A 12,301-nucleotide genomic window follows, 5' to 3' on the forward strand; every position below is an offset into this window, starting at 1 on the left:
ATCACCCGGCGGGCCAACCGCCGGGTGATGTTCTGTTCCATTATTTCCGGGGCACTTCATGCAAAATTCAATCGGCGCACCAAAGCAGAGGCTCAGCCTCAGCGATCCACGAGTGCGTGCGTGGGTATTCCAGATCATCACCATTGTGGCGGTGGTCTCGCTGGGCTGGTTTTTGTTCGATAACACGCAAACCAACCTCCAGCACCGGGGCATCACCTCGGGTTTCGACTTCCTTGAGCGCAGTGCCGGTTTCGGCATCGCTCAGCACCTGATCGACTACACCGAATCGGACAGCTATGCCCGGGTGTTTGTCATCGGCCTGCTCAACACCCTGCTGGTCACCTTTATCGGTGTGATCCTGGCGACGATCCTTGGTTTCATCGTCGGTGTGGCGCGGCTGTCGAAGAACTGGATCATTGCCAAACTGGCAACGGTTTATGTCGAAGTCTTCCGTAACATTCCGCCGCTGCTGCAAATCCTGTTCTGGTACTTCGCGGTGTTCCTGACCATGCCAGGGCCACGCAACAGCCATAACTTCGGCGACACCTTTTTTGTCAGCAGCCGCGGGCTCAACATGCCGGCAGCGTTGACTGCGGATGGTTTCTGGCCGTTTGTGGCGAGCATCGTCGTGGCCATTGTCGCGATCGTGCTGATGTGCCGCTGGGCCAACAAGCGTTTCGAAGCGACCGGCGTACCGTTCCACAAATTCTGGGTCGGCCTGGCGCTGTTCCTGGTGATACCTGCGTTGTGCGCCTTGATCTTCGGCGCGCCGCTGCATTGGGAAATGCCACAGCTGCAAGGTTTCAACTTTGTAGGTGGCTGGGTATTGATCCCGGAACTGCTGGCGCTGACCCTGGCGCTGACCGTGTACACCGCGGCGTTCATCGCCGAAATCGTGCGTTCGGGCATCAAGTCGGTCAGCCATGGCCAGACCGAAGCGGCGCACTCGTTGGGATTGCGCAACGGTCCGACCCTGCGCAAGGTGATCATCCCGCAAGCTCTGCGCGTGATCATTCCACCGCTGACCAGCCAATACCTCAACCTGGCGAAAAACTCCTCGCTGGCGGCCGGTATCGGTTATCCGGAGATGGTGTCGTTGTTTGCCGGTACGGTGCTGAACCAGACCGGGCAGGCAATCGAAGTCATTGCCATCACCATGAGCGTGTACCTGGCGATCAGTATCAGCATTTCCCTGCTGATGAACTGGTACAACAAGCGCATTGCGCTGATCGAGCGGTAAGGAAAAGCGCATGACGACTCATACTTTCAAACCCGACATGCCACCACCGAGCAGTAGCATCGGTATCGTGGCGTGGATGCGGGCGCACATGTTCTCCAGCTGGATCAACACCCTGCTGACGCTGTTCGCGTTCTATCTGATTTACCTGATAGTCCCCCCTATCGTGAGCTGGGCGATTCTCGATGCCAACTGGGTCGGTACCACCCGCGCCGACTGCACCAAGGAGGGCGCCTGCTGGGTGTTCATCCAGCAGCGCTTCGGCCAGTTCATGTATGGCTACTACCCGACAGGCCTGCGCTGGCGCGTGGACCTGACCGTATGGTTGGCGGTGATTGGCGTGGCGCCGTTGTTCATCGCACGTGTTCCGCACAAGGCAATCTACGGCCTGAGCTTTCTGGTGCTCTATCCGATCATTTCCTACACCTTGTTGCACGGTGGCTGGTTTGGTCTGACCGAAGTGCCGACCAGCCAGTGGGGCGGCCTGATGCTGACCCTGGTGATCGCTACCGTTGGTATCGTCGGCGCATTGCCGCTGGGTATCGTGCTGGCCCTGGGCCGTCGTTCGAACATGCCGGCGATTCGCGTGGTCTGCGTGACCTTCATCGAATTCTGGCGCGGCGTGCCGTTGATCACGGTGCTGTTCATGTCTTCGGTGATGTTGCCGTTGTTCCTGCCCGAAGGCATGAACTTCGACAAACTGCTGCGGGCGCTGATCGGCGTGATCCTGTTCCAGTCGGCCTACATCGCTGAAGTGGTGCGTGGCGGTCTGCAAGCGATCCCCAAAGGTCAGTACGAAGCGGCTGCAGCGATGGGCCTGGGTTACTGGCGCAGCATGGGTCTGGTGATTCTGCCGCAAGCCCTGAAGCTGGTGATCCCTGGCATCGTCAACACCTTCATTGCGCTGTTCAAGGACACGAGCCTGGTGATCATCATCGGCCTGTTCGACTTGCTCAACAGCGTCAAGCAAGCCGCCGCCGACCCGAAATGGCTGGGCATGGCCACTGAAGGCTATGTGTTCGCGGCCCTGGTGTTCTGGATTTTCTGTTTTGGTATGTCCCGCTATTCCATGCATTTGGAACGCAAGCTGGACACTGGCCACAAGCGTTAGGAGTTTTGTGATGAGTGAAGCGATCAAAAAGCCTGTGAGCCCTGAAGGCATTATTCAGATGCAGGGCGTAAACAAGTGGTACGGCCAGTTCCACGTGTTGAAAGACATCAACCTGAACGTCAAGCAAGGCGAGCGTATCGTTTTGTGCGGCCCATCGGGTTCCGGCAAATCCACCACCATCCGTTGCCTCAATCGTCTGGAAGAACACCAGCAGGGGCGCATCGTGGTCGATGGCGTGGAACTGACCAACGACCTCAAGCAGATCGAAGCGATCCGCCGTGAAGTCGGCATGGTGTTCCAGCACTTCAACCTGTTCCCGCACCTGACCATCCTGCAGAACTGCACCCTGGCGCCGATGTGGGTACGCAAGATGCCCAAGCGCAAGGCTGAAGAAATCGCCATGCACTACTTGGAGCGCGTACGCATTCCGGAGCAGGCGCATAAATACCCGGGGCAACTGTCCGGCGGTCAGCAACAGCGTGTGGCGATTGCCCGCGCCTTGTGCATGAAACCGAAAATCATGCTGTTCGACGAACCGACTTCGGCACTCGACCCAGAGATGGTGAAAGAGGTTCTGGACACCATGATCGGCCTGGCCGAAGACGGCATGACCATGCTCTGCGTAACCCACGAAATGGGCTTCGCCCGTACCGTGGCCAACCGCGTGATCTTCATGGACAAGGGTGAAATCGTCGAACAGGCCGCGCCGAACGACTTCTTCGACAACCCGCAGAATGAGCGTACGAAGCTGTTCTTGAGCCAGATCCTGCATTGATCGACGCCAGGCAGTGAAATAGACCCGGACTATGTTCCGGGTTTATTTTTGGTGCGACCAGCATGACGCAATCTTGTGGGTGAAAGACCTGCCGAGAGCTGACCGCAGCCAACCCACATTCAGTTCTGCGTTTCCTTGCGTTCAAGCGCCAGATGCACCGCTCGAAGTGCATTGAGACGACCGTATCCGTAGTAATGACTATGGCCGCTCCGGTCGTATTGACCGAGCGGGCCATCGTCGGCATGGCCGATCTTGTCGCAACAATCGGCCAGGATCTGTCGGACAGATTCGCGATCCAGTAATGGGTTGACCCCCAGAACCAGCGCTGCCACGCCTGCCGCCCCCGGGCAGGCGCTGGAGGTGCCGCTGAACGATTCGGTGTAGGCCGCATTGTTTGGGGCGGCAAACTTGCCGCTCAAATCCGTGGTGCGAATGCCTCGAGTTTGCGGCATTGAAGTGGCGGGTTGGAATTTTGGGTCCGGGTGAGATTGATCGCCGCTGGGAAAGCAGCACCAGAGCGCTTTTCCGTAGTCGCTGTAGGCACTGCGTCGGTTTTGGTCATTGCAGGCACCGACGGCAATGACCAAGGGATGGCTGGAGTACCCATCGTTATCCACGCTCTCGTTACCGTTGCCGGCACCAAAAAAGATGAGGCATCCTTTTCCATTGCGGCCCTTGGTCGCGGCGTACTCGATGGCCAGTCGCGTGCTGGCGGCAAGCGGAAAAACCTGCGTGTGCCGAGGATCGGTAGGGTCAGCCCAATGCCCTTCGGCCGGGCCCCAGCTGCAGGAAATGATGTCGGCGCCCTGGTCGGCTGCCCAGAAAAACGCGTCCGCTTCAGCCCGTGCGCCCAACGGCTTGGTGAGCTTTAACGGCATGAGGCTGGCCCGAGGAGCAACGCCGCTGGCGCCGATTTCACCATTGGCGCAAGCGACACCGGCGGCTGCCGTTCCGTGGCGCTCAAGGTCGTTTTTCGGACGTGGACCTTGCCTGGCATTGCGCCGGTCAAAGTTTTGCGCCCCGATGACTTTGCCGAATCCGGCGAATTCAGGGTGGTCGATATCAAAGGCATCATCGATGACTGCGATTACGACCCCTTCACCCTGGGCCAGGTCATGGGCCGCTTCGACATTGGCACTGGCATCAATCTGGACGTGATAGGTCACGGTGGTTTTTTTCAGGTGCCATTGATTGTCGTGGATCGCCCGACGTTGTCCCTGGCGCAACATTTCCGGGTGGCAGTAATCGATATCCTCACGTTTTAGCAGTTCAAGTGCGAATGAGCACACGTCAGTGCCGCGGCAATTCTTGTGTTGGACGAAGAAGGCGTTCGCCGCGTAGGGAACCTGCTGTTTGATGGTCAGACCCAGCTCATCGAGTATGACCTGGCACTGTGTCGGGGTGAGTAGATCAACAAACTTAAGAAAAATATTCTCGGTGTAAAGAACGGGCTCTTGAGTATGAGGATCGACGAGCACGCTTGCGGCGAAACGCACGTCCGGCAATTCCCGCAGCAAAGCCTTGCATCGGGATACATCCGAATCTTGCGGCAGTTTGAAGACCTGCACGTCGGCGTCCTCAATGTGCAGTAACAGCTGACCGCCACCCAGTGCTTGATCGGCTTTTTCGCAGCACAGGGTTGCAGCGAGACTTTTCCCCGCCCGGCTGCGTACGGCGAGCAGGTCCTGACTTTTCTTCAAAAAAAAAGAGCGGCCACCCTTCTTGCCGAAATTGACTTCTTCCATGTGCTTTTCTCTTCCTTCTATTCAAGTGCGGGCGAAAATGCCCGCGAATCAACATCGTGAAGTCTGACGCTCGTAGGTTCCGAGGGATGTCAGCTCATTCTTGCGAGGGGGGTGGGAAATCACTCCGCGTGCGAAGGTTTTCTGCCACTTGCACAGTAGGTTCTAGGAAAAACCTCCGAGAAAAGTGCCTTGAAGCTGCGACCGCTCTGGTAGGGCAGGTTGTCCTCTCAAACGAAGCTGACTAACATGTCAGAAAATTCATCCTATGATTGGATGAAAGGGCGAATCTTATGTCAGACATTTCTCCATTAATTAAGCGATCCCTGGTCGATCAGGCTCTGGACCAGTTACGCCTGCGCATCACCGAAGGCGTCTGGACGGTCGGCCAGCGTTTGCCCACCGAGCCGGAACTGGCGACTGAGCTGGGCATCAGCCGCAACACCGTGCGCGAAGCCATGCGCGTGTTGGCGTTTTCCGGGTTGATCGAGATTCGCCAGGGCGACGGCAGCTATCTGCGGGCGGTGATTGATCCGCTGGACACCATGAAGGCGCTTTCCCGATGCACTCAGGAACAGGCTCGGGAAACCCGGCACATTCTGGAAGTCGAAGCCATCGGCCTCGCGGCGTTACGCCGCACTGAGGAAGACCTGGTGGCATTGCGCGAAGCGCTAGGCGTCAGCGGCAGTCACTACCACGGCGATCTCGACACCTACATCGCTTGCGATCTGGTGTTTCACCGTCGACTGGTGGATGCGGCGCATAACCCGACCCTCAGCGAGTTGTATCGCTATTTCTCCAGCATCGTCGGCGCGCACTTGCGCCAGACCCTGAACATCTCACCCCGACGCCAATCGGTGTTCGACCTTCATGTCGAACTGCTCGATGCCGTCGAGCAACGCGACCCGGAACGGGCAAAAGCCTTGTCGAGGCAGTTGATCAATGAACCTTGAAACCGAGAACCCCATGCCCACCCAGCAGGCCAGCAACAGCAGCATCACTGAGCTCAAGCGTACGGCGGAGCTCGATGAGCTATTGATCGACGCCGAAGCCGATGACGAACAGGTTCAGCAAACTCACCCGGTCCTGCGGCGACCGTGGTTGTTGTTGCTCGGCCTGATTCTGGTGGCGCTGAACCTGCGTCCGGCGTTGTCGAGCATGGCGCCGATGCTCAGCGAGGTCTCGAAGACACTGGGGCTATCGGCTGCTCATGCCGGTTTGCTGACGACCTTGCCGGTACTTTGCCTCGGTTTGTTCGCGCCGTTGGCACCGGTGCTGGCGCGACGTTTTGGGGCCGAGCGGGTGGTGTTGGGGATTCTTCTGATGCTGGCCGGCGGGATCATTTTGCGCAGTTCGTTCGGCGAGATCGGTCTGTTCGCCGGCAGCGTGTTGGCCGGCGCCAGCATTGGGGTGATCGGCGTGCTGCTGCCCGGCATTGTCAAACGCGACTTCCCGAAACAGGCCGGCACCATGACCGGCGTCTACACCATGGCCCTATGCCTGGGGGCGGCCATGGCAGCTGGGGCGACCGTGCCGTTGAGTGAACATTTCGACAAGAGCTGGGCCATGGGCCTGGGCTTCTGGGTAGTTCCAGCACTGGTCGCGGCGATGTTCTGGCTGCCGCAAGTCGGCCAGAAACACGGCGCGCACCACGTTGCCTATCGGGTCCGAGGTCTGCTGCGTGATCCACTGGCCTGGCAAGTGACCTTGTACATGGGCCTGCAATCGTCTTTGGCCTACATCGTGTTTGGCTGGCTACCGTCGATTCTGATCGGCCGCGGGCTGACGCCAACCCAGGCCGGTCTGGTGTTGTCGGGTTCGGTGATTGTCCAGTTGATCAGCTCGCTGGCAGCACCCTGGCTGGCGACGCGCGGCAAGGATCAGCGGCTGGCGATCGTGATCGTCATGGTAATGACGCTCGGCGGTTTGTTCGGTTGCCTTTATGCACCGATCAACGGCCTATGGGGCTGGGCGATCCTGCTGGGGTTGGGGCAGGGCGCTACGTTCAGCCTGGCGTTGACCCTGATCGTGCTGCGCTCGCGGGATGCCCATGTCGCGGCCAACCTGTCGAGCATGGCCCAAGGCTTCGGTTACACCCTGGCGTCCATGGGACCGTTCGCGGTCGGCGTGGTACATGACTGGACCGGCGGCTGGAGCGCCCTGGGCTGGATTTTCGGTGTCATCGGCCTCAGCGCGATCATCGCCGGCCTCGGTGCCGGGCGTTCGCTGTACGTGCAGGTCGAAAGCGAAAAGATCTGATTCGCGCACACCGTCGGTATTCGGAGTGCGAATGCTGATGGTGTTTCGTCCGTTTGCAGATTATCGTGCTGGCAATCTGCCTATTCTCCGGAGTCTGTCTATGAGTGATGCCCATAACGCCTTGATCACCCGGTTCTACCAAGCCTTCCAGCGGCTGGATGCCGAGGCCATGAGCGCTTGCTACACCGACGATGTGGTGTTCAGTGATCCGGCGTTCGGCGAACTGCGTGGGCGCGATGCCGGCGACATGTGGCGCATGCTCACCACGCGGGCCAAGGACTTCTCCCTGACCTTCGATAACGTGCGCAGCGATGAGCGTACGGGCGGTGCCCATTGGGTCGCGACCTACCTGTTCAGTCAGACCGGCAATGCCGTGGTCAACGACATCCAGGCGCGCTTCGTGTTTCGCGACGGCAAGATCTGCGAGCACCACGACAACTTTGATCTGTGGCGCTGGTCCCGTCAGGCGCTGGGTTTCAAAGGGCTGTTGTTGGGCTGGACGCCAGTGGTGAAAAACGCCGTGCGCGCTCAGGCCTTGAAGGGGCTGAAGGCATTTCAGGCCAGTCGCTGATAAGATCGCGGCTTGTTTCCTACAAGCCTTGATCGTCACGTGAACACCTCGAGCGAATCTTCCGTCATTGCCGCCGAACCGCCGCTGCCCGTCAGCAAACCCTGGTTCGTCTACCTCGTTCGCGCGGCCAATGGTTCGCTCTACTGCGGGATCAGCGACGATCCCGTCCGCCGCTTCGCTACTCACCAAAGTGGCAAAGGCGCGCGCTTCTTCCTGTCCAGCCCGGCCGTGGCACTGGTCTACACCGAAATCTGCCGTGACAAAAGCGAAGCACTGCGCCAGGAACGCTTGATCAAAAAACTCAAGAAAAGCGCCAAGGAATGTCTGGTGGCGAGCGCTATGTCATCGGTGTAGGTCATTTGTCTTCGGCGGTGTCAGCTCTTTCTGAAAATGCCCATTAAGCTACTGATCCGCAATTGTTGTCTGTAGAGTGAGCGTCGTGGCACACCGCCACTTACGTCATTAAGGACAGTCGATGTATCACTACAAAATGGTTCAGGTGCCACCTAACATTCAGGTTCAGGCCAGCAAGGAAAAGGGTAACGAAGCTGCTGTTTACTTGCAGAGCATTGCCAACAAGCAGGCCGATGAGGGTTGGGAATTTTACCGGATCGACACTATTGGTGTTCAGGTGAACGCAGGTTGCCTTGATGCGTTGAGGGGCAAGAAGGCCAGTCTCGCCAATTACTACGTCATCACCTTCCGTAAGCCTCGGTGATCACACTTTTTTTGAAGGCTCTAATCCGTCTCTACCAGAGAACCGCCCCTCAGCGATTAAGGGGGGCTTGTCGTTTCCACCCTTCTTGTTCTCACTACGCGCAATTGGCGATTGACAAGCATGGCCCGTGGAAAGGTGTAGCAATGGCGCTCAAGCGGATTGGCCGTTGCCGCATGCCCAATGGTGGAGAAGACTATCCTTGAACGCTTGGTGGATTGTCACCGCGCGGACCAGATACGCAGGGACCGTAAAAGTTGATCCACTTGCGGGAGGCTTTGGCAAGCATGCTACGGTGACCGGATGAGGTAGCAAATGAGTTGACATGCCTGTCATCTTTATCAAGAATGACAACAAGAGCGCGAAATCTGCTGCCTTGCAGGGCTTTAGCAGACGTAGGTACCTCAGCGATGCTGCAACATCGGTGTAAGGTGAGACCTCTTCATCCCATTTCCTGAGGATGCCAATATCAGGATTCAAATTCAAAGGGCAGCCTCACAGCTGCCCTTTTTCTTTGTCTTCGAGAACGTAGCGCTTGTAGAGAAGCTCTCCTTGTCGATGCTTGTTCATGGCTCGCGCTGGGGCATGCATAAAACTCCACATGACGTGCCCATCTCTGACATCCACAACGACAAGCATGTCATTTTTGGCCTCGTAGGCATTGATGAACGCCACGCGGTATGCACCGTTGTCATAAAGTACTCTCCATACTTCGAACGGTCTCCAGTGCATGTCGAACGTAACGTTCACGAGAGTCGGGACGTTTTTCGACAATGTGAGCCAGTTTGTCTCTCATGATCGCCACATTTCCTATCGGGGTCATAATCGTGACTGCCAGCAGGGCTTCATCAATAAATCCGAAGTGAGCCAAGAGGATTTGTAGGGCTCCCTCCTCATCATCAGCCCTCTTCACTTCTTCGATCGGGGCTGAGCGAAGTTCCCTCGTCAGCGTCCTCAGGTCCGGCAATGCAAGATCGATCCAAGTCTGTTGGCCTGTTGCTTCTTTTATCAATGGCGCAACATTCACGAGCATGTGCAGCGATCCTTCGTTGTTTTCATTATTTGTCGCAATGTTACCTTGTGATCAGGGAGGGCTCAGACCGAAGAAAACGTTTTTCCATGTCGAAAGGTAACGACGTTTGCGAGATTGGAGCGCTGGCTACCACTTCAGCCCGAGGGGCCTGGTTGAAGTAGTCCGATAGCCGAGGTGTATGGACACTTGATGGATTGAAAGACGATCAAGTGGAAATGAATGACTTAGAAAACACTGCGGCCTGTGCATTTAAAGGGCTGTAGTCATAATTAAAAATGAGGCTTACGTAATGTCCGAGTTGATTCTTCATCACTACCCGACGTCCCCTTTCGCCGAAAAGGCCCGCCTGCTGCTGGGCTTCAAAGGGCTGTCCTGGCGCTCGGTGAACATCTCGCCAGTGATGCCCAAACCCGATCTGACAGCGCTGACCGGCGGCTACCGCAAGACGCCGGTATTGCAGGTGGGGGCTGATGTCTATTGCGACACCGCGTTGATGGCTCGTCGTCTGGAGCAGGAAAAAGCCTTGCCGGCGTTCTTCCCGGAAGGCCAGGAAATGATCACCGCAACCTTCGCTGCATGGGTTGACTCGGTGGTGTTCCAGCATGCGGTCAGCCTGGTGTTTCAACCTGCATCGGTGGCGGTGCGCTTTGGCAAGTTGTCGCCGGAAGCGATCAAGGGGTTCCTGGCCGATCGCGCCGGTTTGTTCAGCGGTGGCAGCGCTACACGGTTGTCCGCCGAGCAGGCTCGGCATCAGTGGCCAACGATCATGGCGCGTCTGGAGCAGCAGCTTCAGCGCGAACAGGGTGACTTCCTGTTCGGCGAGCCGTCGATTGCCGACTTTGCCCTGGCCCATTCACTGTGGTTCCTCAAAGCAACGCACGTGACGTCACCGTTGGTGGATGCTTATCCGGCCGTGTCGGCATGGTTTGGCCGGGTGATGGGCTTTGGTCATGGCGCGTTCAGCGAGATGACTTCTGAGGAAGCGCTTGAAGTCGCGCGCAACGCCACGCCAGCTGCGTTGCCGGATGAGCAGTTTGATGAGCCGAACGGGTTCGAGGTTGGCCAGCAGGTGGTGGTCGCCGCGACCGATTATGGCGTTGATCCAGTGGCGGGAGAGTTGCTGTTTGCGGGCAGCGAGGAATTGATTTTGCGTCGCGAAGACGAGCGGGTTGGCGTGGTGCATGTGCACTTTCCGCGGTTCGGGTTTCGTATCGAAGCGCAGTAGACGCTAACCACTGATTTTCTGGTCATGCACTAACCTGTGGGAGCTGGCTTGTCGGATCGCCGCACCGCTGCGATGAGGTCAGCCCAGCAATATTGATGTTGCCTGACACTCCGCTATCACAGGCAAGCCAGCTCCCACAAAGGACGGGGTCGGCCTGAAAAGCTATTTCAACGCCGCAAGCACCTTGTCCGGGTCATACCCGCGTATCAACGTTCCGTTCACATCGATCAGCGGAATCCCGCGTCCTCCCAGCGCCTCATAGGCTTTACGCGCCTGGGTATCTTTCTCGATATCGAATTCCTTGTACGCAATGCCCTTCTGATCGAGAAAGCGCCGGGTCAGCTTGCAGTAGCCGCACCATTCGGTGGTGTAGAGCACGACGTTGGCCTTGGCCTGGGTCTGCTCGGACACCACCTGCGAGGGATGAAACACCCGCTCGATCTTGCCCCAGTTCTGGTAAACCACGACCACCAGCAGGATCAGCAGGAATTTTTTCAACACGCCGCCGAGCATCAGTTGCGTCGCTTGAGCTGGTCGGTCAATTGGGTCGGCAGGCCTTTGATGATCAGCGTACCGGCCTCTTCGTCGTATTCGATCTTCGAGCCCAGCAGGTGCGCTTCGAAGCTGATGGATAAGCCCTCGGCGCGGCCGGTGAAGCGGCGGAACTGGTTCAGGGTGCGCTTATCCGCCGGGATCTCAGGCGACAGGCCATAGTCCTTGTTGCGGATGTGATCGTAGAACGCTTTCGGGCGTTCTTCGTCGATCAGCTCGGACAATTCTTCCAGGCCCATGGGCTCGCCCATTTTTGCCTGGCTGCTGGCGTAATCCACCAAGGTCTTGGTCTTCTCGCGTGCGGACTCTTCCGGCAGGTCTTCGCTTTCGACGAAGTCACTGAAGGCCTTGAGCAGGGTGCGGGTTTCGCCGGGGCCGTCGACGCCTTCCTGGCAGCCGATGAAGTCACGGAAGTACTCCGAAACCTTTTTGCCGTTCTTGCCTTTGATGAACGAGATGTACTGCTTGGACTGTTTGTTGTTCTGCCACTCGGAGACGTTGATCCGCGCTGCCAGGTGCAACTGGCCAAGGTCCAGGTGTCGCGAAGGGGTCACGTCCAGCTGATCGGTCACTGCCACGCCTTCGCTGTGGTGCAGCAGGGCGATGGCCAGGTAATCGGTCATGCCCTGCTGGTAATGAGCAAACAGCACGTGGCCGCCCACAGAGAGGTTCGACTCTTCCATCAGCTTCTGCAGATGTTCCACCGCCACTCGGCTGAAGGCTGTGAAGTCCTTACCGCCGTCGAGGTATTCCTTCAGCCAGCCGCTGAACGGATGCGCCCCGGACTCGGCATGGAAGAAACCCCAGGCCTTGCCTTGTTTGGCGTTGTAGCTCTCGTTGAGGTCGGCAAGCATGTACTCGATGGCGCTGGACTCAGCCAGTTCGGAATCGCGGGCATGAAGAACTGCGGGTGTGCCGTCGGGTTTTTTGTCGATCAGGTGGACGATGCAATGACGGATCGGCATGGGCTTCTCGGCTGATTGAAGAGAGGAGGGCGTGCTCCCCCGAAAAAGCGCTCAGTGTACCGCAACCACTGGTTTTGGCGTGGTGCCGGGGGGCAATTTGCAGCTGTCCGCCGGCC

General features: G+C 57.9%; 15 protein-coding genes. 10 read left to right on the top strand and 5 right to left on the bottom strand.

Translation table 11 applies throughout. The features are described from left to right. Positions 1 to 58: 58 nt before the first annotated feature. From PSH65_RS05760 to PSH65_RS05770, 3 genes are read left to right on the top strand one after another with little or no spacing between them, the layout of a single operon-like run. Positions 59 to 1,240, top strand: coding sequence for an amino acid ABC transporter permease (locus PSH65_RS05760; protein WP_305425294.1), 1,182 nt, complete (start codon positions 59 to 61; stop codon positions 1,238 to 1,240). Between the two features lie 10 nt (positions 1,241 to 1,250). Further along, a complete protein-coding gene (locus PSH65_RS05765) occupies positions 1,251 to 2,348 on the top strand; it encodes an amino acid ABC transporter permease (RefSeq protein WP_305425295.1) in 1,098 nt (365 codons plus the stop codon). Between the two features lie 10 nt (positions 2,349 to 2,358). Continuing rightward, complete coding sequence (locus PSH65_RS05770; protein WP_007905492.1) at positions 2,359 to 3,123, top strand: amino acid ABC transporter ATP-binding protein; 765 nt, start codon at positions 2,359 to 2,361, stop codon at positions 3,121 to 3,123. A gap of 119 nt (positions 3,124 to 3,242) precedes the next feature. Here PSH65_RS05770 and PSH65_RS05775 read toward each other — a convergent pair whose 3' ends face one another. Further along, a complete protein-coding gene (locus PSH65_RS05775; protein WP_305425297.1) occupies positions 3,243 to 4,868 on the bottom strand; it encodes a S8 family serine peptidase in 1,626 nt (541 codons plus the stop codon). A 290-nt stretch (positions 4,869 to 5,158) separates the two neighbouring features. Between PSH65_RS05775 and PSH65_RS05780 the strand changes: the two genes are divergently transcribed. From PSH65_RS05780 to yidD, 6 genes are all read left to right on the top strand, one after another. Then, positions 5,159 to 5,818 carry a FadR/GntR family transcriptional regulator gene (locus PSH65_RS05780; protein ID WP_305425299.1) on the top strand — a complete coding sequence of 220 codons (660 nt, stop codon included), beginning with the start codon at positions 5,159 to 5,161 and terminating at the stop codon, positions 5,816 to 5,818. After that, on the top strand, positions 5,808 to 7,124 hold the full coding sequence (locus PSH65_RS05785; RefSeq protein ID WP_305425300.1) for a CynX/NimT family MFS transporter: 1,317 nt from the start codon (positions 5,808 to 5,810) through the stop codon (positions 7,122 to 7,124). Before PSH65_RS05780 ends, PSH65_RS05785 begins: the two co-directional genes overlap by 11 nt. A gap of 100 nt (positions 7,125 to 7,224) precedes the next feature. Further along, positions 7,225 to 7,695 (top strand): nuclear transport factor 2 family protein, encoded by a 471-nt coding sequence (locus PSH65_RS05790; RefSeq protein ID WP_305425301.1) that lies wholly within the window; start codon positions 7,225 to 7,227, stop codon positions 7,693 to 7,695. A gap of 39 nt (positions 7,696 to 7,734) precedes the next feature. Next, positions 7,735 to 8,049, top strand: coding sequence for a GIY-YIG nuclease family protein (locus PSH65_RS05795; RefSeq protein WP_305425303.1), 315 nt, complete (start codon positions 7,735 to 7,737; stop codon positions 8,047 to 8,049). Positions 8,050 to 8,170: 121 nt separating this feature from the next. Further along, on the top strand, positions 8,171 to 8,413 hold the full coding sequence (locus tag PSH65_RS05800; protein WP_305425304.1) for a DUF4177 domain-containing protein: 243 nt from the start codon (positions 8,171 to 8,173) through the stop codon (positions 8,411 to 8,413). After that, positions 8,410 to 8,616 carry a membrane protein insertion efficiency factor YidD gene (gene yidD, locus PSH65_RS05805; protein ID WP_305425305.1) on the top strand — a complete coding sequence of 69 codons (207 nt, stop codon included), beginning with the start codon at positions 8,410 to 8,412 and terminating at the stop codon, positions 8,614 to 8,616. Before PSH65_RS05800 ends, yidD begins: the two co-directional genes overlap by 4 nt. A gap of 289 nt (positions 8,617 to 8,905) precedes the next feature. Here yidD and PSH65_RS05810 read toward each other — a convergent pair whose 3' ends face one another. Beyond that, positions 8,906 to 9,085 (bottom strand): hypothetical protein, encoded by a 180-nt coding sequence (locus PSH65_RS05810; RefSeq protein ID WP_305425306.1) that lies wholly within the window; start codon positions 9,083 to 9,085, stop codon positions 8,906 to 8,908. 16 nt (positions 9,086 to 9,101) lie between these two features. After that, positions 9,102 to 9,443 (bottom strand): hypothetical protein, encoded by a 342-nt coding sequence (locus tag PSH65_RS05815; protein ID WP_305425307.1) that lies wholly within the window; start codon positions 9,441 to 9,443, stop codon positions 9,102 to 9,104. Positions 9,444 to 9,732: 289 nt separating this feature from the next. Here PSH65_RS05815 and PSH65_RS05820 point away from each other — a divergent pair, with 289 nt between their 5' ends. Continuing rightward, positions 9,733 to 10,668, top strand: a complete 936-nt coding sequence (locus PSH65_RS05820) for a glutathione S-transferase family protein (protein WP_305425308.1) — start codon at positions 9,733 to 9,735, stop codon at positions 10,666 to 10,668. 162 nt (positions 10,669 to 10,830) lie between these two features. On the opposite strand, the gene PSH65_RS05825 is transcribed toward PSH65_RS05820, so the two are convergent. Both PSH65_RS05825 and yejK read right to left on the bottom strand, forming a co-directional pair. Next, positions 10,831 to 11,181, bottom strand: a complete 351-nt coding sequence (locus tag PSH65_RS05825) for a glutaredoxin family protein (RefSeq protein ID WP_305425310.1) — start codon at positions 11,179 to 11,181, stop codon at positions 10,831 to 10,833. Further along, positions 11,181 to 12,185 (bottom strand): nucleoid-associated protein YejK, encoded by a 1,005-nt coding sequence (gene yejK, locus PSH65_RS05830; protein ID WP_038981666.1) that lies wholly within the window; start codon positions 12,183 to 12,185, stop codon positions 11,181 to 11,183. The genes PSH65_RS05825 and yejK overlap by 1 nt, the downstream gene beginning before the upstream one ends. Between the last annotated feature and the right edge of the window lie 116 nt (positions 12,186 to 12,301).

It is taken from the genome of Pseudomonas sp. FP603, assembly GCF_030687415.1.
Lineage (GTDB): Bacteria > Pseudomonadota > Gammaproteobacteria > Pseudomonadales > Pseudomonadaceae > Aquipseudomonas > Aquipseudomonas wuhanensis.